The following is a 24,323-nucleotide window of genomic DNA, read 5'->3' as shown; positions in this document are numbered from 1 at the left end:
TGCACTACCGAAACCTAATATGAGAACTATGCAAACAAAACTAACCGAACTTCTAAACATAACATATCCAATTATCCAGGCACCTATGTTTTTAGTGTCGAATGTGGCAATGGTAACTGAGGCAATGAAAGCTGGTATTGCTGGATGTATTCCTGCATTAAACTACAGGACATTAGAAGATTTGAGAACAGCAATTAAAGAGCTTCAAGCCAATAAAGTTGAAGGCGGTTCTTTTGGTTTTAACCTTATTGTCAATAAATCCAACATCAAATATAGAGGTCAGTTAGAGGTATTGTGCGAAGAAGGCTGCGATTTCATAATAACATCTTTAGGAAGTCCTGAAGAAACTATTCGCCAAGCACATGCTGCTGGCATAAAGGTATTTTGTGATGTTACGGATTTGAGGTTTGCAAAGAAAGTCGAAAGTCTTGGTGCAGATGCAGCCATTGCCGTAAATAATGAGGCTGGAGGCCATAGAGGAAATCTTTCTCCAGAGGAATTGACCAGTTTGTTGAATAAAGAATTATCTATTCCTGTGATTTCTGCAGGAGGTGTGGGTTGTAAAGCTGATATAGATAAGATGTTGAGCTATGGTGCTGCAGGCGTTTCAGTTGGTAGTCCATTTATTGCGTCCCTGGAAGCTGGTGTAACAGAAGAGTACAAACAAGCTTGTGTCGATTATGGTGCCGATGACATCATAATGACCGAGCGTATTTCTGGAACACCTTGTACGGTGATTAATACACCCTATGTTCAAAAAATAGGGACAAAGGCCACATGGCTAGAAAATTTATTAAATAAGAATCGCAAACTTAAAAAATGGGTAAAAATGGTCCGTTTTTCAATTGGGATGAAAGCCACCGAAAAGGCCGCAAAGAAAGCCACCTATAAAACAGTTTGGGTTGCAGGACCCAGTATTGAGCATACTAAGGAAATTCTGCCAGTTAAGGACATTGTAGCAAAACTTATAAATTAGAAACTTTTAGCTTTTCTTCTTTCTTTTTCTTTTGTTTCCCTGTAAAAATATTAAAAGAAAAGCTAGCAGCTATGCCGCCAGCTGCAGTCGCTATAAATTCACTTTTATCAAATCTACCAGTAATGATATAGCCATCGTATACTTCTTTAGCTAGGCCAGCCATGGTTGATAAGCCTAAACTATACCAAAAAGCTTTACTCTTATTTTTGGTTTTTGCATAGACTAAGGAATAGGTAAGTCCAGAAATTACGATACCAGTACCAAAGTGCAAACCATCATCACTAGATGTTTTTTGTGCAGAGCTAAGATTAAAAGAAAGTATTACTAAAAGTGTAAATATAAATTTCATCTTCTTTAGGTTGGTTTGGCTAAAAGTATAGTATTTAATTATGTAATTAGTACTATAATCGACTGAACAACTATTTTCACGATTAAAGCCTTTATCTATAATATTTGGGAAACAGAAGAAGAATTTTTAAACCGAATTAAAAACACTGATTAAGCACGCAACCTTTCCTAAGGTTTAGCATCTAAGTAGTGTATTCAATCAGTAGTCTTAATGAAATCAAAATTTCTTGTATTCCTTGTTATTGTTTTTTCCTATCAAAGTTGTTGCCTAAGAAAAGGCGAGGAAATAGATCGTATAACCTTTACGGTCCAAGAAAAAACCAAGATTCCCTATACAGATAGTCAGCTTGTTGATATGATAACTGATGATGGTTTTCAGTTTCAATTAAGCACAAATACTAGAAGTAGTTTCTTCTCTGACCAAGAACATTGTGAGGACTATACGAGTTACGAAAGTTACAATGTCGATCTTTCGTCAGAACTACCTAATTTAGATATCGCTCTTAGCTTAAATCGCAGTTATAACTATGTCGATGATGTTGAATTTATAGATGTAGGCCTTACCATCAACAGGCTGTTTTTTTATTACGATTTAGAGACACCATTAGAAACCATAGAAATTAATGGTACAATATATACAGACGTTTATCGGTATTTTTCAAACCAAGTTGATGTTGCTATTGCGGAAGTACTTTTCAATGAAGCCAGCGGAATTTTAAGAATCAACTACTTAAATGGAGACTATGTACAGATCGATTAATATATATGCAATAATGTTGCTAGTTCTCATAAATCTGCTTGCTTGTCGTGAGCCTTGTTTGGATATGGATGTAATTGAGGAGACAACAGAAGAAATGCAATCTTGGTATACCAATTCTGATATTATTACCAAAACAGCAAGTTCAAGCATTGGTATTTCAGATGAGGTTCATTTAACTCATGACTTTCAGAATTTTGGAGATACTATTTGGGACGACTGTGGTAATGCTTCAGAAAGTGAACGTAGTACGGTCACTTACGACTTTTTTAATTTTCCATTCTACATTGAAACCGTCTTTAATAAACAAGGTGAGGAAAATGGATTTAAATTCACCGTACGTTATAATATGTATTCAGCATCTTATAAATTTACAAGTGAAACATCCTCATCATCCAACACTATCGAATATTTGACCGCATATCAATTCAATGGCACTACCTATCCTGAAGCTTTTAAAGTAAGTTTCAATCAAACCCAAAATGATTCAGAAATCAAGGAACTCGTCTTTATCAAAGACTTGGGTGTTATTCACATTGTCCTCAACAGTGGTGCAACTATAGATCTAGAATAGTTGCCTATCATCTCATTTAAAGTTTCTATATTTAAACTGAAATAAAATAATTTCAGAAAACTGTCCCCTTTTATATCTTGGACAACGTCTAAAGGGTATAAACTTTTAAATTTTAGAACTTATGAAAAATTTTATGATGATTTTTACAGGAGCCGATTATGCTGCATTAGGACTTTCACCTGATGAACTTCAAAGCAGAATGGGAAAATGGTTTGCTTGGGGGCAAAAAATGGAACAAGCAGGCATCCTAAGAGGAGGAGAGGCTTTGACCCCTCAAATGAGACGAATTACTGGAGAGCACAGAACAGTTACGGATTTAACCTCTGCTGAGGTTAAAGAAATTGTTGGAGGCTATTACACGGTAGAGGCCAAGGATTTTGATGCTGTACAAGAGATTGCTCAAGACTTTCCAGATTATGACTTGGGAGGAACTGTAGAGATTCGTGAGGTTATGGTTTTCGATAGATAATGGAACTTAAAGACATAGACCATTTGTTTCGCCATCATAGTGGAAAGATGGTCTCTGTTTTAACCCGAATCTTTGGTTTAGAGCATCTTGAGGTTATAGAAGATGCTGTACAAGACACATTTCTTAAAGCCAGCCTATCTTGGCGAAAACAAAGACCAGAGCACCCTGAAGCTTGGCTTACAAAAGCGGCCAAGAATAGAGTCTTGGATATTTTCCGAACACTTAAATCACAAAAGAAACGATCGACTTCATTCGCTACAGGTACGGATGCTATAGCGATTAATGAGCTATTTTTGGATGCTGAAATTGAAGACGCGCAACTTCGAATGATTTTTACGGCTTGCCATCCAAAACTAGATCCTAGGGATCGTATTTCATTTGCGCTAAGGACGGTATCAGGATTCAGTATTAAGGAAATTGCTTCAGCATTATTGACCAAAGAAGACACAATTAAAAAAAGATTACTGCGTGCCAGAAAAGCCATTAAAAAGGAAGCTATAAAATTCTATATCCCACAAGGAAAGGATTTATCCGAGCGCATAGAAAGCGTTATGGAAGTCCTATATCTTATTTTTAACGAGGGCTTTCACTCCAATACCAAAAAACAACTCATTAGAGAAGATTTATGTGGTGAAGCCATGCGCTTATGCCAACTACTGTTAACGCGCAAAGACACCAGATTACCAGAAGTATATGCACTCTTCGCATTGATGTGTTTTCATTCAGCACGATTGTCTGCCAAAACCAACGTGAATAATGAAGTACTGGACTTAAAACAACAAGATAGAGCCTTATGGCATTTTCCATTAGTACAATTGGGAAATACAATGATGCATAAAGCAGTCGAAACCAATGATTTTTCATGTTATCATTATGAAGCTGCCATAGCAGCAGAACATTTACGCGCTAAAACTTTTGAGGATACTGATTGGAACAAAATCTTACAATGGTATGAAGCACTTTATAATATTCAACCTATGCCATCTCATGTATTGACTATGGCTGTCATTTCTATTCAGAATAAAGATTATGAAAAAGCTGAGGCTTATTTCAAAAACTTGCAACCAGAGACTTTAGAGCAACGTGCTTATTTATATTATGCTGCCAAAGCAGATTATTATAAAGCCATTGATAATCTTGAAGGAGCTCTAGAACATTTAGAGGAAGCCTTAAGCCATGTAACAAATTCCTTAGAGAAAGAGTATTTGCAAAAGAAATTTGCTTCTTGGCAAAGGTCCTAATGTTCAAAATTTTGTCAGTTCGAGTGATTCTGAAATAAGGTAGTTTAATGTCACTTCGAGTGAAATTCCTTTTTTTTAGGGATTTTGTATCGAGAAGCTTTGCAAGTGAAATGGTTCTCGATACGATTCTTCATACTTCAGAATCACTCGAACTGACATCATCAAAGTATATATTTACTTTATAGGAATATAAAACTCCGTCTTTAATTTCTCTTCCGCTACACGGTCTGGATGGCTGATATACCGTTCTCTGCAAGGTGCATCTCTCAGCTCATAATCCGAGTTGAGTAACCACTCGTTAAACATATGGTCATAGACCTCGGCGAAGTACTTGTAACTGCCTTGGTACAAGAAGATGGCAAATTTTCCACCTTTAAGTGTTTTGACACCAACATCACCCTTGGGTTGCGCATCCTTATGAATAATGAGACAAGCATCATAGCGTGTTTTGTTAGGATCAGTAGCCTTTGGGTCATCGTGAGGCAAGCCTATCATTTTAATGCCTTTGGTAAATAATTTTTGGGCTTTAATTTCTCCCCAAAGTTTTTCCCAAGCACCTGCATAGTCTAAGTTTTGATAAGCGCCATGCATGGTGTAGTACAGGCAGTTTTGGTTGTCTAGGTCTTGGATTTTTGGTTTCTTAATGTTTAAATCTGTTGTCTTCATGGTGTTCCGTTTTTTAATGATGAATTCTTTTTTGTTGCGATGGGCACTTGGCGAGATTCCAAAATGATTTTTAAACGCTTTAGATAGGGAAGAGGGCGTCTCAAAACCCACACTATAGGCTATCTCTTCTATTGAATTTTCTGAATACCTAATCATTTTAGCGGCAGTTTCTACACGTGCTCTTGTGATGTACATACCCAAAGGTTCACCAAGCATAGCTCGTGTAATGCGATGAAAATGATAAGGCGAAAAATGAGACAGCTTTGCTAAATGTGCAATATCAATTTTGGCATCTAAATGCTTATGGATATAATCCACAACACGGTTTAAATTTTCTTGATAAAACTGTTTGGTGTTGGGTTGTTCTGCCATATGCTATTGCTTTTATGAAGACAAAACTAAAGGTAGTCCTTGAGAATCACTTTTCCAATCTTGCTGAATAGTTAAAATAACTGGTAGTTTCCAAAATTGTAATTAGAAAAGGCCAACAAAGTGCAACCTTTTTGCATAGAACATTGTCTAATCTCTTAGATAAGGTAAATGAAACAGGAGCAATTGGTAGATAATGATTTGATAAAAAGAGTATTGGAAGGTGATTCTAATGCCTTTAAACTTATTATTTCTAAAACTCAAGGTCTTGTTATTCAAATCATTTATAAGATGGTAAATAACCGAGAAGATAGAGAAGACTTAGCCCAAGAAGTTTACTTTAAAGTTTATAACAAACTTTCGAGTTTTAGATTTAACTCTAAGCTTTCTACGTGGATTGGAGCCATAACATACAATACCTGTATCAACCATCTGAAGAAGAAAAGGATTCCAATTTTAGATATAGAAACAGAGGATGAGAAGGACATATGGGAGATTATAAGTATGGATAATCTAAATAGTGAAAGTAATTTAACAGAAGGTTATGTTCTCAATAAAGAACGTTCTCAAATACTCAAATTAGAAGTTGAAAAATTACCACCACTCTATAAAACGATTGTTACACTTTTTCATGTGGAAGAATTGAGCTATAAAGAGATTTCCAAAATCACAAATTTACCAGAAGGGACTTTAAAAAACTATTTGTTTAGAGCAAGAAAGAAATTAAGAGACAATCTTCTGCTAAACTATAAAAAGGACGATTTATGAAAACAGATCATTTAAATGACCAAAGCATACAGCGCTATATTTTTGATTTTGATAATTGTGACAACAGCATCTTAGAGCACATTGATTCCTGTGAGATATGTTTACAAATTGCAGATAACTATAAGTTATTATCCAAAGACCTTAAAAATCTAGAAAATCCAGTATTAAACGATAACCTCGGTGACCTGATTTTAGAAAAAATAACGAATAAAATAGAGCAAAAAAAATCCAAAAAAGATTACACCTATATAAGTGCAATTGTCTTTATAGTCATTGGAGTAATCGCCATGATGATAAGTGCATTTAAAGTGGAATTGATTAACCAAGTAGAGACTAATAACATGTATTTATATCTCATTATAAGTATTGGTGTTTTTATGACCATACTGTTAAGCATAGATAGCTTTAGGTCTTTTAATTTAAAAATGAATAAGATGAATTAATGTTAGAGGAGTTGCAACATTTACCATTGCCATCTGTCTAATGTATTATAAACGTAAAATAAGAAAACATGAGAATACCAAATAGTATAACACCAACAGAAATAGATCCAGATGTTTATAAAGTCAGCGTCATTATTCTATTAATCATTATAGGGATGAGCTTTGTCTTAACTATTCTTAGAACTTTACTAGAACACAAGCTTAAAAATAAAATGTTAGAGAAAGATATTTCAGAACGGGTAGTGGCATCAATTCTTCAAAAGGACTCATACAGTGCTAAGCATATTAGTGTGAAATGGGTTTTAATTTTAATGGCTACAGGAATAGGTTTATTTATTACCAATCAATATTTACCTCTAGGAATTCATTCCATTGGCATCATGACCATAAGTATTGCCATAGGATTCCTCTGCAATGCATTATATCTAAATCGCTTTAGCAAATAAGCATAATCATAACACATTTTCAACTAATAATTAAGGGCTTCATAATAATTGAGGCTAGGTAAAGTATACCCATATTTAAACAAAATCATTATGAAAGAAACAATTCTATTACTACTAATCACTACAGCTTTGAATGCGCAAATAGCAGGTGAAAACACAATTATAAAAGAAAAAATCGACAACTATTTAAGTCAAGGTGTAGCCAAGGGATTTTCAGGATCAGTATTAGTTGCTAGACAAGGAGAAATCATTCTTCACCAAGGTTACGGCATGGCAGATAAAGAACACAAGATTCCTTATAAAGTTAACACCGTTTCAACGATAGGGTCAGTTACAAAACAATTTACCGCTACAGCAATCCTAAAGTTAGAAGAACTGAACCAACTAAAAGTTACAGATCCGATTAGTAAGTTTTTTGATACCCTTCCTGACGATAAAAAAGATATCACCATACACCAATTATTAACGCATACATCAGGACTTACAGATGGTATTGGCAATGGTGATTTTGATGACATACCCACGAAGCGATTCTTTAAAACTCTCTTCGCGACCAAGTTACTGCACCAACCAGGATCAAAGTATTTCTACTCAAATGCTGGTTATAGCGTTTTGGCAAGAATCATTGAAGTAGTTTCAGGGAATGACTATGAAGCGTTTTTAATGGCGCATTTATTTCTACCTGCTGGAATGACCCATACAGGATACCTCATACCCAACTGGGAAAAGGAAGACATTGCCAATGGTTATGCGCGCAACCTTATACATATAGGCACTTTGATTGAACGCTATCAAAAACAAAACAAAGTGACTTGGAACTTGAAAGGGAATGGCGGTATACATTCCACCACTGGTGATATGTATAAATGGTATAGGGCTCTAAAAGCAAATACCATCTTATCTCAAGCCATGTTTAAAAAATTAACGACATCTTATATGCTAGAATATGAAGGAGGGTCAAGTTATTATGCTTATGGTTGGGCTATTTTTAGTTCAGATAGAAATACAAAGATTATTAGCCATAATGGTGGTAATGGAGTGTTTTTTCATGATTATTTGTATTTGCCAGAAGAAGATGTTGTCATCATATTATTTACAAATGCCAGTAGTAGAGAAGTGGAAGTAGCTTGGCCAATTGAAAAAATGATTTTTAATGAATCTTATAAACCAGAACCTATTAAGAATAATCTGTTCAACTTAACCTTTGATTTTATAAAGTCTCATAACATAAAACAATCAGATGAACTTATTTCAGTTATCAAAAGCGACTATACAAAGATCTTAAGAAGCCCTAATCAATTAAATGGTCTTGGATATAGAATTCTGAAAAATGAAATCATAGAGGTTAAAGATAACGTGAAATGGGCTATAGAACTGTTTAAACTAAATACAGAGCGCTTTCCAGAAAACGGAAACCTATGGGATTCTTTAGGCGAAGCCTATACTAAAAATAATCAAAGCAAAGAAGCGATAAAAAGTTATAAAAGAGCAATAGAATTAGCAGACAAAGAGGACTGTGATTGGTGTGAGAGTTCGAGAAAAGCACTTAAAAAGTTACAGTATAAAAATTAGATAAAAGTTGGCATTACTGGTTAAAAGCTTAATGTTCCAGATTGGAAGATTGGGCTTTTAGTATTTGCTGTTCTGCTATTTGTTAGCATGTTTTTGACCATCACTCTTCCAATCTTGCTAATTGTAGTAGCCATAATATGTTAATATTTTCTTAATTTTTCAGCATTCAGTCACAAGAAGTGTAACACTAGATGTTTTTATTAATCGTATACGATATATGTTAATAATTCAAATCATACAAAAATGAAAAAATCAGTATTTATTCTGTTATTCCTTACGTCATTAGGCTTTTCACAGTCTAAAGCGCTAGTTGATTCACTAGATAGTATTACCAATTTTATTGAGGAGCGCCTTGATATAAAACCTGGAACCTCAATAATTGTTACTAAAGACAATGAGACACTTTATACAGCAAGTAACGGACTGTCCAGTATAGAATTGAATACTCATAACACCATAAATACTATGTATGATTTGGCTTCAATAGCTAAAATGTTTACGGGATATTCTATTGCTGCATTGGAAGTTGAGGGCAAACTATCAATGGATGATGATATACGTGTCTATCTTAAGGACTTTCCAGAATACGATCATAAAATCACTATAGGACACTTAGTACATCATACAAGTGGTATAAAGAATTGGACCTATCTCATTTACGAAATGGGTTGGTCTAGTGAGGATAAAATCTCAACGGATCAGTTACTTCGAGCAATTTATGCTCAAAAGCGTTTAGATTTTGTTCCAGGCGATAGATATCAATATTGCAACTCTGGTTATGTACTATTAACCAAGATTATTGAAGAAGTTACCAACCAGTCTTTTGTAAGCTGGACAGACGAACATATTTTTAAACCTTTAAACATGAATAGTACTTTTTTCAACCAAGACCAGAACAAAGTTATTGAAGGCATGTCATCTGCTTACAGGTTAGATAATGATGGGAATAGAATAAGAGAAGCATACAACACCAGCGCGTTAGGTTCTAGCTCATTAATTTCTAATGCTATAGATATGGGTAAATGGATGAATTTTTTATTATATCCACCAAAAGATAAAAAAGACATTGTTAGCAAAATGTTTACCACAAAAAAGCTCAATAATGGCGATACTAATAATTATGCTTACGGTATAGAAATTGAAGACTATAATGGCCACAAGGTCATTGGTCATGACGGCAGCTGGTCATCATTCACATCGTATATGACCATAGTACCTGAGTTGAATGTTGGTATTTTCTTTGCGAATAATTACAGAATTGGTACAGGTCAGATTAGAGACTTATATTTAGAGGTCTTCTTTCCGAAAGAAAAAGAGGCCAATACAAGTTCAACAGAAGAAAAGAACAATGCTAAAGAGGAGTCTACAGAAGCTGAGAAAGAAGTTGTAATATCTACAGAGCAATTAGATAAGTATATAGGTTATTATAAACTAGGTGATGCTTGGTATTTGGATATTATGAAAAAAGGCAAAGATTTATATGCACAGTCTAACGGCGAGAATGCATTTTACATGAAACCTGTTAACGATTCTACATTTATGGTTCGCGCATACGGTAACAGAACAATTACTTTTATTACTAATAAAAAGGGAAAAGTAGACAAATTAGTATATAATAATATAACAGCTAATAGAAAAACCACACCTTTTTATTTCAATGCCGAAGCATTTAAAAAATACGAAGGAGTATATTACAGTACAGAGCTCGGTGTACTATACAGCATAGAGGTTAAAACGGATAAATTGTTATACAAAAATATTAAAACAGGAGATTTTGAGCTTATTTATGAAAATGACCAACTTTTCTTTTCCGATGGGAAATTATCAAAGATTACTTTCGAGTATAATAATGACAATCAAATTACAGGGTTTTATAAGATCAACTCAAAAAAGGAAAAACTATACTATTTCAATAAAGCCAATTAAATAATTAAATTGTTTTGATAGAAAAAATAAATTTTAGGGATCAGGTAAAAGAGTTGCTGCTTAAAAAAATGAGACAGGGCATCATCAACCCAGAAAAATCCATTTCTCTGGCATCACTGGCTAGAGAATTGGATGTTAGCGTAACACCTATAAGAGAAGCACTCACACAGTTGCAGACATCTGGTATTGTTGAGGCCATACCCAATAGAGGTTTTTTTATTCCTGAGCTCAATAGTTCGGAAGCAGAAAACTTGTACGAATTAGTGGTTTCATTAGAATCATTGGCCATTAGAAATTCACCTTTTTCTGATAAGATCATTAGAAAACTAGAAGTGTCTAATCGGGTATTTAAAAATGCTAAGGACGAAATTCAACGCATCAATGCAGATATAGATTTTCACAACGTACTGACGTCTAATTATAAAAATCCGACGGCTCTAAAGATTCTAGCGGATTTAAAAACAAGAATTTTCTTTTACGAAGTTGAGTTTATGAGTAAGACAGAGAATTACTCAAATTCAGACACAGAGCATGAACAAATCATAGATCATATTAAAAATAATAACTTAGAAAAAGCCTGCGAAGTTTTAAAAGACAACTGGATCAAGGTCTTAAAATTGCAATAAGGTTCTTCCAATCTTGAGCAATTGACTTAAAAAATACGTAAGGTTACGTATTGATTTTGCAGTTGTAAAAACCTAACTTCGCTTAACGTCTGATATAAGTCTGTTACCGAGCCTGTCGAAGTATTGAAACGGACTCATATCACCAAAGTTGTGTACAATTACAATTAATATGATAATTAAAGACATAAATAGAGATCCTCCTAATAAACTTTATCACTATACTAACTTAGAATCTGTTGTTGGAATAACAGTTAATCATGAATTATGGCTTTCAAACTTGTATTTTCAAAATGATAAAAGTGAATACGAGGTTGGACTTACCGTTCTAAAACAAATACTTCAGCAAAAGAAATCCGTTCATAGTAAGGATGAAAAAGTATCAGTGTTTTTAGATAGCTTAGACTCTGCTATAGAATTCTTAACTCAAAATCATGTTTACACAACTTCTTTTTCGGAAGAGCCTGATTTATTAAGTCAGTGGAGAGGATATGGCGATGATTGCAAAGGTGCTAGAATTGAACTCTCGAACTTTAAAAGAATAAAAGATTCTGGTATTCAGTTATTACCATGTTTATATGATAAAAGTGACCACGAGAAGTATGTTGAATTCTTATTTGAACGTGCAATCCAAATTTTAAATGAAACGAAAGAAAGTGGAAAGACCGACAAGGATAATTTTTCCGATCTAGAAAAACCTTTCAGCGATGCTATTCAAGCCGCGGGAAGTTATTTTATTTCTACCTCAAACGTAGCTTGTTCAATTATTAAAAGTGAAGCATTTCATGAAGAAAAAGAATGGCGGTTAATAAACTTTAAGGAAAATAAAGTCTTTTTTAAAGTCAAAAAATCTTATTACGTCGTTCCTTACATTAAAATGAATGTCTCTCAATTAAAAGAATTTCTGACAGATGTAATGATCTGCTCCTCTCCAGAAGAGAAAGTTTCAAAACAATCTTTAAGATTCCTTTTGGATCAAAATGGATTTGAGAAAACAACAATTTCAAAATCGAAAATCCCTTACCGATTATAAAAAAGTACACAACACTGTATAAAAAGCATTAAAACGACTTTTTATACTAACCTTTAAGAGTAACTTCAATTTTCCTTCCCTTTTTTATCCCAAAGATTCCATAATTTTAAAATGTCATAACTTTTTTTGCGACAATTTTAAAAGTGTCTCGTTATTAAGGTAACCTATCAATCAAAGACTACTAATTTTTGGAACGTCCGGAATTAATAAAAGCATGTAAAAACAATAATTTAAAAGCGCAAATGCAGGTGTATCAGATGTACAAGGATATGCTCTATAACGTCAGCTTAAGGATTATTATAAATCAGCAAGATGCACAAGATATGGTGCACGATGCCTTTATTAAAGCGTTTCAAAATATAACAAAACTAGAAAACGACCTTAACCTTGGGCCATGGTTAAAACGTATTGTCGTCAACTGTTCTTTAGACTTCCTTAGGAAGAAAAAGAAACTCAGTTGGTTACAAGAATCGTATGAACTTCAACAAGACGAAGAGGTGCTAACCGAGGAGTTGGACAATACTTCTTTAAAGTTTGAAGACGTAAAAAAAGCAATTGATGCCTTAAAAGACAAATACCGCATCATCATTGTACTGTACCTCATTGAAGACTATTCGCATAAAGAAATTGCACAACAATTAGGTCTAAAGGAAAGTACAGTACGAAATCAGTATGTGAGAGGGAAACGTCTTTTAAAGCAACAATTGCAAAACAAAATAACAGTATGAGTTTAGAGCACTTTATAAAGGATCATAAAACCGCATTTGACGATAGTAAAATGTCAGAGGATACTACTTTAGATTTTGAAGCAAGATTACAACAAGAGTTGCATCAAGGTTCAAAACCAGTAAGACGTTTAAGAGCGATGCGATATGTGTCCATAGCGGCAAGTGTGGTCTTACTAATAGCACTCGGGTATTGGTATCAAAACGAACAGCAACGCATAGAGGTGCGAGATAATTTGGTATCGGCCTTAGACGCAAGTGACACGAATAGTTCGCGCTTAGAAGCCATTTACGACATTGAAGATCAGCTTGCTGACGAGGAGGAGGATGAAAAAATACTGCAGGCTTTTTTCAAAATCTTAAAAACCGATTCTGATGCCAATTCTAAAATTGCAGTCATAGATGCCCTTTTAAAATTTCCAGATAATCAATTGGTGCGCAATCACCTTATTGATGCTTTAGGCAATGAAACAGAGCCTTTGGTACAGCTTAAACTCATAAAATCTGTTGCGCTTTTAAGGGAGCAGCGCGCCAAAGCACCACTTAAAAAAATCATTGAGAATGAAGAGTCTTTGCCTTTGGTAAAAGGGAATGCTTCAGACTTATTAGCCATGTTAAATCAATAAAAAACGAACAGAAATGAAACATATAATAGCCATAATAACACTACTTTTAATCACAGGAGTTGGGCACGCACAAGACCAAGAAAAACGAATTAAATTCAATAACGGAACACTCAAGATATGTTCTAATTCGCACATGACCATTAAAGGTTATGATGGCGATGAGGTGATTATTAAGAGCCTTAATAATAAGGGGGATTTTTACTATAACTATAACTTTAGCGATAAAAACACGGCCAAGTTAAAATCGCTAGACTCTACTTATCGCAAAGCCATTAAACTCGTAGGATATATTAATAAGAAAGACCAAGAGTTAGAAAAGGGATTGAAGCCCTTAGGAGATAAATCTACCAATCCTGCAGATAATTTGTACTTGGATATTATAGAGAAGCCAGGGGAATTAACCATTAGGGACTATAACCATAATCAATCAAACAACAATAAGGCTGATGGCTATAAAGTGGTATTTAAAGGCGATGGTAATAAAAAGTCTAAAAGAAAAAATATTACTGGCCCAATTAGTTTGTTTCATCCCAATAATAAGTATGAAATATTAATACCTAATTCTATTAAATTGTCTTGGAATGTAGATGATTGCTCTAAAAAGAAATCGAATACGTTTTTTGTGTCTTCAAATTCAAAACCTCTAGAACTATTGGACTTTGACGGAGAAGTTGAAATTTCAACATCTTACAAATCGATTCAGCTTACCGATGTTAAAGGCCCTACCATTGTAAATACTATTGGTGGTAACATCAAAGTAGCTTTTGATAATATAGTACCTACAAATTTATATTCTTTGGTCAGTAACGATGGTTATATCGATGTGACCTTACCCGAAGAAGCTAATATCAATGTAGACGCTAAAGGCGATCGTATACTTAGTAATGTCGATTTCATTATCTTAAAGGATGACATTATAAATGGCGTAAAAACCATGAAACTTAAATTGAATTCAGGACAAACAAAGCTTAAAATTGATTCTGGTTCTGGAAGTGTCTATCTTAGGAAGCAAGAGTAATTTTTAATAGAGTAACAAAACCAGTCTTGTCTCGTCATAAGAATAAGTCATCAAAAAACTGTTCTTATGAAAGACAAGACTTGGATGCAAATATTCGTCATCTATCTGCGGTACTTAATTGGCTTTGCATTTATTTTTGCAAGCCTAGTAAAAATTCAAGGTTTACGTTTTACAGCAGAAAGTGGTGCAGCAAATCCGATAAATTCTGCTTGGCACTTTTTTGAAACCCTATATGAATCGGGTATCTATTGGCGTTTTATTGGATTAGCACAGTTTATTACAGGCGCAATGCTCATAACACAGCGCTATGCCAAATTAGGTGCTGTTCTTTTTCTACCAATAATTGCTAATGTTTTTGTGATTACAATTTCCTATGATTTTAGAGGAACACCAATCATTACCGCATTAATGCTATTATCGACATTATTTTTAATTTATTGGGATTGGGATTCGTTAAAGGTGTTGATTAATAAAGTACCTACCAATTCTACCGTTAAGCGCCTAGAGCATAATAGTATTTGGATGTACTTAGGTGTTATTTTTTTAGTGGTTACCTCCTGTACAAAGCTTTTCATTGCTAATGAATATATTATTTTCAGTTTCTTATTACTGTTTGTAATAGGTCTTGTAGGTTTAGTTGTAGGTTATAGACGACGTAAATTATATGGTAATTGAAATTTATATCGATGTAAATTATTGGCACTGAATTTGTTTGTAACAAATCACTAAGTTTTACTACATATAAGTAAATACGTTTAACATTAAAAAGAAAAATTATGATTCAGTATAAAGGCGCCTTGGTTTTAGGAGCATTGATAGGAGCAGCTGCAGGTGTATTATTAGCACCAGAAAAAGGCAGTATTACTAGAGATAAACTTAAAAAAGAAGGTAAAGACGTTAAAGATCAAATTGTTGATGATTTTAAAGAAGTTAAAGACGATATGTCTAAAGCAGCTAAATCTGGTAAGGAAAAGCTGAAGGAAGAGATTAAAGATATTGCGTCTAAAACAAGCTACCAAACCGAGAAAGCTATTACATTTTTAGAAAAGCAATTGGCAATTCTTAAGGAGAAGAATAAAACATTGCAACAAACAAGTTAAAAATTCGTCAGTTCGAGTGATTCTGAAGAATGAAGAATTGTATCGAGAACAAGAATTTCTAGACCACTAGTTCTCGATACAAATTTTACTCATTTAAATCGTAAAATCCATTCGAACGGACGTTTACTTTTTTTAATTCAATATAGACATTAGCTTAGTTTTAATATCCGGCCACTCATTCTTTAAAATCCCATAGCAACAAGTGCTTCGTCTATAACCATCTTTCATTAGCGTGTCATTACGCAAGACGCCTTCTAGTACTGCACCCAATTTTTCAACAGCACGTCTTGATTTCGCATTGCGTTCGTCTATTCTAAATTCAACCTTTTCAAATTCTAAAGTTTCAAAAGCGTATTGAAGCATGAGAAACTTCATGTTGGTATTGAGCTTTGTGCCCTGAAAGCTATGTCCTATCCATGTCCAACCAATATGTAGGACTTTGTTTTTCCAATTGATAAGTCCAAAACGTGTAGAACCTGCATAAGCAGCTTTTTCTTTATCGTAAATAATAAATGGTATGATGGTCTTATGATAATAGCCATCCACAGCAACTTCTACATAAGCTCTTAATTTTTCTGGTGTAGAAATATCAGAAGGCGAATAGAAGATCAGGTCTTTTTCTTGTGCTATGCTTTCTAAATGCTGGTAATTGGTTAAATCTAAAAGACTTAACTTTACTCTGCTGTTTTCTAAGGTTGGTGCTTTCATATTACTTTTCTTTCCTTTTTCCGTCATTGCGAAGCTGACTTTTTTGTCAGCTGTGGCAATCTGTCTAAAAATAGTTGTTCACTTGATGAGATTACCACGTCACTACGTTCCTCGTAATGACAGATCAATTTATATTTTAGTCAAAGTAAAAAAGCCAACCGTCAGATAAATCATTCCATTCGGGATTATCTATATTGATTAAATCTTCTTTACGTTTTCTATTCCCTTTTTTTATTTGTTTCTCTCTTACAATTGCTTGATCAATTGAATTGTATTCTTCAAAATATACCAATTTATCGCAATTGTATTTTGTGGTAAACCCTTTATAAGCCTTAGCTTTATGCTGGTAGACTCTCTTTACGAGATCTGATGTTGCACCCACATAAATTGTTGTATTGTTTTTATTACTCATGAAATAAACGTGCGATTTTTTCATATTTTTTTCACGTTTTACGAGATTGCCACGCTGCGCTCGCAATGACGTTTCATACCAAATTATTAATATAATCCACATTAACCACATGCTCTCCTTCAAATGGAAGTATGGTTACTCTATTACCAAACAATTCCTTAGCACGTTCAGACTCTGTTTTTATTCGTTCTTCATTCAAATATTCATCTTCAGTGCCATAAATGAGTTTCACTTTTGTGTCGTCATTTAAATATTCAAAGTCTTTAGCTGTCAACTCTTTAGGAATGCCTCCAGAATGTAAGACCAATTGGGAACATTGCAACTGTCTTTTACTCATATAACGCATAGCAACACTAACACCTTGTGAATAACCTAGCACGATTAAGTTAACATTATTTGGAATATTCTCGGCTTCAAAAATGGCATCAAAATAATTGAGATTGTTCTGCATTCCTGCTGCCGTTTCATCGCGTGTGAGCCAATTGGCACCAACATGCATCTTAGGCTGAATATAATACTTGCTTGGTGCCTGTGGTGCGATGATGTAATTTTCTTCAGGATGTAAACCTTTAAAATATTTCAGGAAATAACGACTTAAATATCCCATGCCATGACAGACAACCCATACGGTTTTCGTACGTGCCGAGAGCGTATTTAAGGTAGAGTAGGAGTTATTGGATACATAGGTGATTTCTCTTTCTTCTGAATTCATTATTCTTGGTAGTTTCAGTACTTTTGCAATTAGACAATAAAACTACTGATTTTCTATGCAACAATCCAAAGAAGAATTCCTAGCTCATGTGAATGCCGTGAGCAAAAACACATTAATGGAAACCTTAGATATAGAAATGGTAGATTATGGAGAAGATTTTTTAGTGGCAAGAATGCCAGTAACGCCAAAAGTGCATCAACCAGACGGCGTTTTACATGGTGGAGCTACGGCAGCCTTAGCAGAAAGCGTTGGAAGTTTTGCATCGCATATTTTTACGGATATCGACAACTATTTTGTTAGGGGTTTGGAGATTACCGCCAATCATTTAAAAAGCGTAAAAGAGGGGTTTGTCTATGCTAAAGCAACGTTTTTGCACAAAGGACGCACTACACAATTATTGGACATAAGAATTACGGATGAAGCAGACAATTTGGTGTCTATTTGTCGTTTATCAACCATTTCATTGCCAAAAAAGAAATAATTGATGGCCGTAGATACGTTCTTTGAAGCTTTAGAAAATCAGTATAGCAATCAATTACCCTTCGTGGTGTACAGCAGGCCGATTAATTCTATTATTAAATGTTGGTTACAGACTGATGATACACTTTACAAAACAACAGAATTTTCAGAAAGCGGTTTTGTATTTGCACCATTCGATTTAGAGAATGACAGCGTACTTTTACCACAAGACAAGTGTAAGCAATTCACACTTGAAACATCACATCTTCATTTGGATGAAGAAAAGCAAAAGATATTCATAGACGATTCTGGCAAGGAAGAGCATCTGTCCATAGTGTCTAAAGGTATAAACTTTATAAAATCTGGTGAGTTAGATAAAGTAGTATTGTCAAGACAAGTCACAAAACCCATGGATACCATAAATCCGCTTGACATTTTTAAAAGGCTCTTTAACACGTATAAGAATGCCATGGTTTACTGTTGGTATCATCCAAAAGTAGGTTTGTGGCTTGGTGCTACTCCAGAGTTATTATTTAAAGTAGAAGGGAAGCGATTAACCACGATATCATTGGCAGGAACCCAACCTTATTCTGAAACTAACGAAGTATCCTGGACTCATAAAGAATATGAAGAGCAACAAATCGTAACAGATTATATTGCCAAGCAGATAGAACCTTATACCAGTCAAATAGATATTTCTGGGGTGGATACGGTTAGGGCTGGCAATTTATTACATCTTAAGACCTATATTATTAGTCTTATTAAAGACGATTGTAGTCTAAAATCTATTATAGAGGCGTTGCACCCGACACCTGCGGTTTGTGGCTTTCCAAAACAGGAAGCAAAGGATTTTATTCTAAATAATGAAAATTATAATCGAGGATATTATACTGGATTCTTGGGTGAGCTTAATCTTAAATCTTCCAAACCTAGAAACACCAATAGACGCAATGTCGAAAACAATGCCTACACTGTTCTAAAAACAGAATCTAACTTCTATGTTAACCTACGTTGCGCACAAATTAAGGATAACAAAGTTTTAATATATGTTGGTGGTGGAATTACCAAGGATTCCATAGCAGAGAATGAATGGGAAGAGACTGTAAATAAAACCAAAACTATCGTTAACGTTTTAAGTTAAGAGAAAGAGATTTCTTATTTTTGCTTTTTGATGAAATACTCTAAAATTCCTTTATCCCAAACGGTCGTTACCTTATGCAAAACGCATAATATTCAACACATTGTAATATCACCAGGAAGTAGGAATGCACCTTTGACCATAGGCTTTACACATGATGATTTTTTTAAGAGTTATAGTATTGTCGATGAACGTTGTGCGGCGTTTTTCGCCTTGGGTATTGCCCAGCAAACACAACAGCCAGTTGCTGTAGTTTGTACGTCTGGTAGCGCATTATTGAATTACTATCCTGCAATTTCGGAAGCTTATTATAGTCATATTCCTTTAGTGGTACTTTCAGCAGATAGACCCAAACACTTGGTGGACGTTGGTGATGGGCAAACTATAAAACAAAAGAATGTTTATGGCGAGCACGTATTTTACAGTACAAACCTGAAATTGGATTTGATTAAAAAAGAAAATACCAGCCAAGATGTGGAGTTGGCAATTTTTAAGAGTATCGAAAATAAGCTAGAACGTTTTTTAGGACTTCAAAAAGATATTCAGACCTATAATGAATCCGAAATACATGACGCCCTAACTATAGCAAGACTAAAGTCAGGTCCTGTTCATATCAATATTCCGTTTGAAGAGCCTTTGTATGACACCGTTGAGGAACTTAGTATTAATCCAAAACCTTTCAAAATTAGCAGTAGGGAGGAGAAAATAGACGATTTTGAAATTAAAAGTTTAATGGATGTATGGCATCATGCCAAACGTAAGATGATCTTGGTAGGTGTGCTTCAACCAAATTCAATTGAAGAAAAATGGTTGCAAGAATTGGCGGATGACGATAGCGTCTTGGTATTTACTGAAACAACGTCAAATATTCACCATCCCGACTTCTTTCCAGGTATCGACAAAATTATTGCACCATTAGGTGAGGATGGTTTTAAAGCACTTCAACCTGATATTCTATTAACATTTGGTGGCTTAGTGGTGTCTAAAAAAATCAAAAACTTTTTAAGAAAATATAAGCCTGAGCATCACTGGCATGTAGACATGTTTAGAGCAAACGATACGTTTTTCTGTTTGGATAAGCATATTAAATTAACGCCAAACACATTTTTTAAAACCTTTTTACCTTTGATAACACACCATACAAAAAGTGATTACAAAGCGTCATGGTTGGCAGTAAGACAAAAGCGTCGAAAGTCTCACGAGGAGTATTTAAAGACTATTCCTTTCTCAGATTTTAAAATGTTCAATACATTGGTAAAAAGTATACCCAGACAAAGTCAACTACAGGTTGGCAATAGTTCTGCGATAAGATATACACAGTTGTTTCAATTAAGAAAGGATATTCAAGTATTTTGTAATAGGGGTACAAGTGGTATTGATGGAAGTACAAGTACAGCTATTGGAGCTTCAGTTGCCAATAATAAGCAAACGACGTTTATTACAGGAGATCTCAGTTTTTTTTACGACAGTAATGCGCTTTGGAATAATTACATTCCTAAGAATTTTAGGATTATAGTTATAAATAACAAAGGTGGTGGAATTTTTAGAATTTTACCAGGTCATAAAAATACTGATAACTTTGACACTTATTTCGAAACCAAGCATCAGCTTACCGCAGAACAGTTATGTGCTATGTATGGTTTTGAATATGCTGTAGCTACTGATGAAAACACCTTGAATTCCAATTTAGAAGATTTCTATGAGATTTCAAGACAGCCAAAACTCCTAGAAATATTTACACCATCTGCGCTAAACGATGAAATACTCTTAAACTATTTTGATTTTATAAGGTAAATTCTAGTTAAGATGTGACTTGTGCATTTTTACCGTGTCTAAAAAATACTTACCTTTAGAGGAACAATTTATTTAACTTAAAACAAATTATAAAATGAGTAAAAGAGACGACTTGATCGCAAAATATGCGGCAGATTTAAAAGACAAATGTGGTGTTAATCCAGATATGGATTTATTAACTAAAGTGACTGTTGGCTTAGGCCCTTCAATATACAATGCTGATTCGGCAACAGTTTCTGGTTCTGATGAAAGTGAGTTGGCTACGGTAAAAAATAATTACTTGATTAAAAAATTAGGATTAAAGGATAGTGCCGACTTAGATAAGGCCATTGATTCTGTAATGGAGACTTATGGTCGTTCTAACAGATCAAAGTACAGAGCTGTAGTATATTATTTGTTATGTACTCATTTTAACAAAGCTTCAGTTTACTAGTAGATATAAATATTAGAGTATCTTAAGGCGTTATAATTTATTTATAACGCTTTTTCTTTGTAATAAATTCGTTTCAGTATGTCACTATTATCGATACCTTTGCAGCATGATACATTTAGGTGAATACAATACACTTGAGATACTAAGAGATACTGAGCCCGGATTATTTCTAGGAGATGGAGAAGAAGGAGAAGTATTACTCCCAAATCGCTATGTACCAGAATCTTTTGAAATAGGTGATAAAATCGAAGTATTTGTCTATTTAGATAATGAAGAAAGACCCGTAGCTACAACGGACAAGCCCTATATTAAGAAAGGTGACTTTTCTTTATTACGCTGTAATCAAGTTACTAATTTTGGTGCGTTTTTAGATTGGGGATTGGTAAAGGAATTGTTTTGTCCATTTAAAGAACAAGCCTTTAAGATGAAAGCAGGTGGGTGGTATTTGGTCCATTGCTATTTAGATGAAGAAACGGAACGTTTAGTGGCTTCAAGTAAAACTAATCGTTTTTTAGATAATAAAGAGTTAACAGTTTCTCAATTTGATGAAGTCGATTTAATTGTTTCGCACCCATCTGAATTAGGGATGAATGTCATTGTAAATAAGGTGCACTTAGGTTTAGTGTTTAAGGATGACATTTATAAAGATATTAGTGTTGGTGATCGATTAAATGGCATAGTTAAAAAAGTACGCCACGATAATAAACTAGATATTTCTCTTAGCCAAATAGGCTATAGAAATATTGAGCCAAATGCTGAGTTGATTTTAAATGAACTACAAGATAATAGTGGCTTTATTCCTTTACACGATAAGTCTAGTCCAGAAGCTATTAAGGAACAATTACAAATGAGTAAAAAGAGCTTTAAGAAAGCGATAGGATCGTTATATAAAGAGCGTCAAATTGAGATTAAACCAGATGGAATTTATCTTAAAGGACTTTAAATAATTAGGTTCAATTTGGGTTAACAATAGTTGTTAAATCATTCTAGTTATTCAAGTCTTTTTTTAATGTCTCTTCTACCCAACTTATGCTTTTGTCTAGTGATTTAAATGCTCTACGATTAAATTTAAAAAAAACGTTTTCAACTTCAAATATTTTTTCAGAGAAATCGGAATAAACCACTATAGCATAGGCTTTTAAGTTAGGAAAAGCCATGTTTAATATTTCAGCGTCTTTAAGATTTATAGAGTAGGAGTAAGGACGATTGGCAATAAAACCAAATGGCTTTTTCCAAAAATGCTTGCCTATCTCTACACCTATAGAATAAAAATTATCAAACGAAATATCAACACCTTGTTTGAATTCTGTAATAACAAAGTCGTTAAATAAGTAAATGTCACCTAGGTCAGTTTCGAGAAGTTTGTATTCCCGATGAAGAATCTGACTTTGTTTAATTTTCATTTAAGAGTAAGTTAGGGCTTTGAAAGTGGAAATTTAAGCGCGAATTTATAGATTTTAGCCCTTAATGTTGCAATTAATTTGAAGAAATCTGTAATCTTTTTTTAACACGATTATACACAGTGTCAAGTCCATCGTAAAGATTATCAAAACAAATATCACTCCATTCGCAAATACTACTTTCAATTTTAGCATTCATTTTACCTGCTTGATTATAGCATATAATACCGTAAGCCGATAAATTTGGTAATTCTTGTCTAAAGTCTTTAATCTCTAGGACTGAAACAGAATATGAATTCACCCTATTCGCGATTAGCCCAAAAGGTTTCGTATCACCAAAATAATCAATGATACTATTAAGAATGGGTCTTGAAGAAGTGAGGTCGATATGCTTACCCTCTTCAAATTCCATTACAGCTATGTGGTTAAAAAAGTGTACAACACCCACATCCGATTTCGTTTGTTTAATAATCTGTGACGCCAGTTCTGTATTATCGATGCTCATTTTTTAAGAATATTTAATTTATAGCTAAGCTTTAAGTTATTATAACTACAGCTATAATAAGACACATGTTTTTTGTTTTGGTCACATTCCAATTTCTTTCAAAAACTTGAATAACAATTAGTTGTGATTTTTAAAGCTTGCAAATATATTATGCTTGCATAATAAAATCAAGCTAAACGAATGATATATATCATTATTATTAATTCCGTATTTTTGCTGTCAAAATATTGATAAATATGAGTCATATAGATTGGAAAATTGCCAAATCGTATGAAGATATAACATATCATAAGTGCAATGGTGTCGCTAGAATTGCATTTAATCGACCAAACGTACGAAATGCCTTTCAACCAAAGACCACTTCAGAGCTTTATGACGCATTTTATGATGCTAATGAAGACGTAAATATTGGTGCGGTCCTTTTAAGTGCGGAAGGCCCATCAACTAAAGACGGTGTTTGGAGTTTCTGTTCTGGTGGCGACCAAAAGGCAAGAGGTCATCAAGGTTATGTAGGTGATGATGGTTATCATCGTTTAAATATATTGGAAGTACAACGGCTTATTCGCTTTATGCCTAAAGCTGTTATTGCAGTTGTACCAGGCTGGGCAGTTGGTGGAGGACATAGTTTACATGTAGTGTGTGATTTAACCTTGGCGAGTAAAGAACACGCTATTTTTAAGCAAACTGATGCCGATGTCACTAGTTTTGATGGTGGCTATGGTTCTGCCTACCTCGCTAAAATGGTAGGCCAGAAAAAAGCACGAGAAATCTTTTTCCTCGGAAGAAATTATTCGGCGCAAGAAGCATTTGAAATGGGAATGGTAAATGCTGTTATTCCACATGATGAATTGGAGGAAACTGCCTATGCATGGGCTCAGGAAATATTAGCGAAGTCACCAACATCTATAAAAATGTTGAAATTTGCAATGAACCTAACTGACGATGGAATGGTTGGACAACAGGTATTCGCAGGTGAAGCTACAAGACTCGCTTATATGACAGATGAAGCCAAAGAAGGACGTGATGCATTCTTGGAGAAAAGAAAGCCTAACTTTCCAAAAAAATGGATACCATAATTTAAT

General features: G+C 34.2%; 30 protein-coding genes. 23 read left to right on the top strand and 7 right to left on the bottom strand.

Annotated features, from left to right (window positions below; all coding sequences use genetic code 11):
- The first annotated feature begins 28 nt into the window (after window positions 1-28).
- Window positions 29-976: an NAD(P)H-dependent flavin oxidoreductase gene (locus H7F21_RS09560; protein ID WP_185789040.1), complete on the top strand. Its 948-nt coding sequence runs from the start codon at window positions 29-31 to the stop codon at window positions 974-976.
- Here H7F21_RS09560 and H7F21_RS09555 read toward each other — a convergent pair.
- Window positions 966-1,325: a hypothetical protein gene (locus H7F21_RS09555; protein ID WP_185789039.1), complete on the bottom strand. Its 360-nt coding sequence runs from the start codon at window positions 1,323-1,325 to the stop codon at window positions 966-968. The two genes, H7F21_RS09560 and H7F21_RS09555, sit on opposite strands and share 11 nt — an antisense overlap.
- Window positions 1,326-1,535: 210 nt before the next feature.
- Between H7F21_RS09555 and H7F21_RS09550 the strand changes: the two genes are divergently transcribed.
- The 4 genes from H7F21_RS09550 (at window position 1,536) to H7F21_RS09535 (ending at window position 4,365) form a co-directional block, all read left to right on the top strand.
- Window positions 1,536-2,084: a hypothetical protein gene (locus H7F21_RS09550; RefSeq protein ID WP_185789038.1), complete on the top strand. Its 549-nt coding sequence runs from the start codon at window positions 1,536-1,538 to the stop codon at window positions 2,082-2,084.
- A complete protein-coding gene (locus H7F21_RS09545) occupies window positions 2,068-2,655 on the top strand; it encodes a hypothetical protein (RefSeq protein ID WP_185789037.1) in 588 nt (195 codons plus the stop codon). The genes H7F21_RS09550 and H7F21_RS09545 overlap by 17 nt, the downstream gene beginning before the upstream one ends.
- 121 nt (window positions 2,656-2,776) lie before the next feature.
- Window positions 2,777-3,124, top strand: coding sequence for a YciI family protein (locus H7F21_RS09540; RefSeq protein ID WP_185789036.1), 348 nt, complete (start codon window positions 2,777-2,779; stop codon window positions 3,122-3,124).
- Window positions 3,124-4,365 (top strand): RNA polymerase sigma factor, encoded by a 1,242-nt coding sequence (locus tag H7F21_RS09535; RefSeq protein ID WP_185789035.1) that lies wholly within the window; start codon window positions 3,124-3,126, stop codon window positions 4,363-4,365. Before H7F21_RS09540 ends, H7F21_RS09535 begins: the two co-directional genes overlap by 1 nt.
- 174 nt (window positions 4,366-4,539) lie before the next feature.
- On the opposite strand, the gene H7F21_RS09530 is transcribed toward H7F21_RS09535, so the two are convergent.
- On the bottom strand, window positions 4,540-5,403 hold the full coding sequence (locus tag H7F21_RS09530) for an AraC family transcriptional regulator (RefSeq protein WP_185789034.1): 864 nt from the start codon (window positions 5,401-5,403) through the stop codon (window positions 4,540-4,542).
- A gap of 168 nt (window positions 5,404-5,571) precedes the next feature.
- Here H7F21_RS09530 and H7F21_RS09525 point away from each other — a divergent pair, with 168 nt between their 5' ends.
- The 12 genes from H7F21_RS09525 (at window position 5,572) to H7F21_RS09470 (ending at window position 15,680) form a co-directional block, all read left to right on the top strand.
- On the top strand, window positions 5,572-6,168 hold the full coding sequence (locus H7F21_RS09525) for an RNA polymerase sigma factor (RefSeq protein ID WP_185789033.1): 597 nt from the start codon (window positions 5,572-5,574) through the stop codon (window positions 6,166-6,168).
- The gene (locus H7F21_RS09520; protein ID WP_185789032.1) at window positions 6,165-6,611 is read left to right on the top strand and encodes a hypothetical protein; all 447 of its coding nucleotides are present in this window, start codon (window positions 6,165-6,167) and stop codon (window positions 6,609-6,611) included. The genes H7F21_RS09525 and H7F21_RS09520 overlap by 4 nt, the downstream gene beginning before the upstream one ends.
- A gap of 68 nt (window positions 6,612-6,679) precedes the next feature.
- Complete coding sequence (locus H7F21_RS09515; protein ID WP_185789031.1) at window positions 6,680-7,057, top strand: hypothetical protein; 378 nt, start codon at window positions 6,680-6,682, stop codon at window positions 7,055-7,057.
- A 90-nt stretch (window positions 7,058-7,147) separates the two neighbouring features.
- The gene (locus H7F21_RS09510; RefSeq protein ID WP_185789030.1) at window positions 7,148-8,629 is read left to right on the top strand and encodes a serine hydrolase; all 1,482 of its coding nucleotides are present in this window, start codon (window positions 7,148-7,150) and stop codon (window positions 8,627-8,629) included.
- A 243-nt stretch (window positions 8,630-8,872) separates the two neighbouring features.
- A complete protein-coding gene (locus tag H7F21_RS09505) occupies window positions 8,873-10,555 on the top strand; it encodes a serine hydrolase (protein ID WP_185789029.1) in 1,683 nt (560 codons plus the stop codon).
- Between the two features lie 14 nt (window positions 10,556-10,569).
- Window positions 10,570-11,181, top strand: coding sequence for a GntR family transcriptional regulator (locus H7F21_RS09500; RefSeq protein ID WP_185789028.1), 612 nt, complete (start codon window positions 10,570-10,572; stop codon window positions 11,179-11,181).
- 169 nt (window positions 11,182-11,350) lie between these two features.
- Window positions 11,351-12,211: a DUF2971 domain-containing protein gene (locus H7F21_RS09495; protein WP_185789027.1), complete on the top strand. Its 861-nt coding sequence runs from the start codon at window positions 11,351-11,353 to the stop codon at window positions 12,209-12,211.
- Between the two features lie 188 nt (window positions 12,212-12,399).
- Window positions 12,400-12,939, top strand: a complete 540-nt coding sequence (locus H7F21_RS09490; protein ID WP_185789026.1) for an RNA polymerase sigma factor — start codon at window positions 12,400-12,402, stop codon at window positions 12,937-12,939.
- Entirely contained in the window at window positions 12,936-13,562 is a 627-nt protein-coding gene (locus H7F21_RS09485; RefSeq protein WP_185789025.1) for a hypothetical protein, read from the top strand. Before H7F21_RS09490 ends, H7F21_RS09485 begins: the two co-directional genes overlap by 4 nt.
- A gap of 13 nt (window positions 13,563-13,575) precedes the next feature.
- Window positions 13,576-14,580, top strand: coding sequence for a DUF4097 family beta strand repeat-containing protein (locus H7F21_RS09480; RefSeq protein ID WP_185789024.1), 1,005 nt, complete (start codon window positions 13,576-13,578; stop codon window positions 14,578-14,580).
- 66 nt (window positions 14,581-14,646) lie between these two features.
- Complete coding sequence (locus H7F21_RS09475) at window positions 14,647-15,255, top strand: hypothetical protein (RefSeq protein WP_185789023.1); 609 nt, start codon at window positions 14,647-14,649, stop codon at window positions 15,253-15,255.
- Between the two features lie 101 nt (window positions 15,256-15,356).
- On the top strand, window positions 15,357-15,680 hold the full coding sequence (locus H7F21_RS09470) for a YtxH domain-containing protein (protein ID WP_185789022.1): 324 nt from the start codon (window positions 15,357-15,359) through the stop codon (window positions 15,678-15,680).
- A 132-nt stretch (window positions 15,681-15,812) separates the two neighbouring features.
- Here the strand turns inward: H7F21_RS09470 and H7F21_RS09465 are convergent, their stop codons facing one another.
- The 3 genes from H7F21_RS09465 to H7F21_RS09455 form a co-directional block, all read right to left on the bottom strand.
- Entirely contained in the window at window positions 15,813-16,388 is a 576-nt protein-coding gene (locus tag H7F21_RS09465; RefSeq protein ID WP_185789226.1) for a GNAT family N-acetyltransferase, read from the bottom strand.
- Between the two features lie 136 nt (window positions 16,389-16,524).
- Window positions 16,525-16,824: a GIY-YIG nuclease family protein gene (locus H7F21_RS09460; protein ID WP_185789021.1), complete on the bottom strand. Its 300-nt coding sequence runs from the start codon at window positions 16,822-16,824 to the stop codon at window positions 16,525-16,527.
- Between the two features lie 49 nt (window positions 16,825-16,873).
- Window positions 16,874-17,512 carry an alpha/beta hydrolase gene (locus H7F21_RS09455; RefSeq protein ID WP_185789020.1) on the bottom strand — a complete coding sequence of 213 codons (639 nt, stop codon included), beginning with the start codon at window positions 17,510-17,512 and terminating at the stop codon, window positions 16,874-16,876.
- Window positions 17,513-17,567: 55 nt separating this feature from the next.
- On the opposite strand from H7F21_RS09455, the gene H7F21_RS09450 reads away from it, so the two are divergent.
- From H7F21_RS09450 to H7F21_RS09430, 5 genes are all read left to right on the top strand, one after another.
- Window positions 17,568-17,993 carry a PaaI family thioesterase gene (locus H7F21_RS09450; RefSeq protein WP_185789019.1) on the top strand — a complete coding sequence of 142 codons (426 nt, stop codon included), beginning with the start codon at window positions 17,568-17,570 and terminating at the stop codon, window positions 17,991-17,993.
- Window positions 17,994-17,996: 3 nt separating this feature from the next.
- Window positions 17,997-19,112 carry a chorismate-binding protein gene (locus tag H7F21_RS09445; RefSeq protein ID WP_185789018.1) on the top strand — a complete coding sequence of 372 codons (1,116 nt, stop codon included), beginning with the start codon at window positions 17,997-17,999 and terminating at the stop codon, window positions 19,110-19,112.
- Window positions 19,113-19,142: 30 nt separating this feature from the next.
- A complete protein-coding gene (menD, locus tag H7F21_RS09440; protein WP_185789017.1) occupies window positions 19,143-20,903 on the top strand; it encodes a 2-succinyl-5-enolpyruvyl-6-hydroxy-3-cyclohexene-1-carboxylic-acid synthase in 1,761 nt (586 codons plus the stop codon).
- A gap of 94 nt (window positions 20,904-20,997) precedes the next feature.
- Window positions 20,998-21,336, top strand: a complete 339-nt coding sequence (locus H7F21_RS09435) for a DUF2853 family protein (RefSeq protein ID WP_185789016.1) — start codon at window positions 20,998-21,000, stop codon at window positions 21,334-21,336.
- 106 nt (window positions 21,337-21,442) lie between these two features.
- Window positions 21,443-22,279: a CvfB family protein gene (locus tag H7F21_RS09430; RefSeq protein ID WP_185789015.1), complete on the top strand. Its 837-nt coding sequence runs from the start codon at window positions 21,443-21,445 to the stop codon at window positions 22,277-22,279.
- A gap of 43 nt (window positions 22,280-22,322) precedes the next feature.
- Here the strand turns inward: H7F21_RS09430 and H7F21_RS09425 are convergent, their stop codons facing one another.
- Window positions 22,323-22,739, bottom strand: a complete 417-nt coding sequence (locus H7F21_RS09425; RefSeq protein WP_185789014.1) for a hypothetical protein — start codon at window positions 22,737-22,739, stop codon at window positions 22,323-22,325.
- A 73-nt stretch (window positions 22,740-22,812) separates the two neighbouring features.
- The gene (locus tag H7F21_RS09420; RefSeq protein WP_185789013.1) at window positions 22,813-23,241 is read right to left on the bottom strand and encodes a hypothetical protein; all 429 of its coding nucleotides are present in this window, start codon (window positions 23,239-23,241) and stop codon (window positions 22,813-22,815) included.
- A gap of 236 nt (window positions 23,242-23,477) precedes the next feature.
- Between H7F21_RS09420 and H7F21_RS09415 the strand changes: the two genes are divergently transcribed.
- Window positions 23,478-24,317: a 1,4-dihydroxy-2-naphthoyl-CoA synthase gene (locus H7F21_RS09415; RefSeq protein ID WP_185789012.1), complete on the top strand. Its 840-nt coding sequence runs from the start codon at window positions 23,478-23,480 to the stop codon at window positions 24,315-24,317.
- Window positions 24,318-24,323 lie beyond the last annotated feature (6 nt).

The sequence above is a fragment of the Winogradskyella flava genome (genome assembly GCF_014243395.1).
Classification (GTDB): domain Bacteria; phylum Bacteroidota; class Bacteroidia; order Flavobacteriales; family Flavobacteriaceae; genus Winogradskyella; species Winogradskyella flava.
This window is presented reverse-complemented; position numbering and strand designations above follow the sequence as displayed.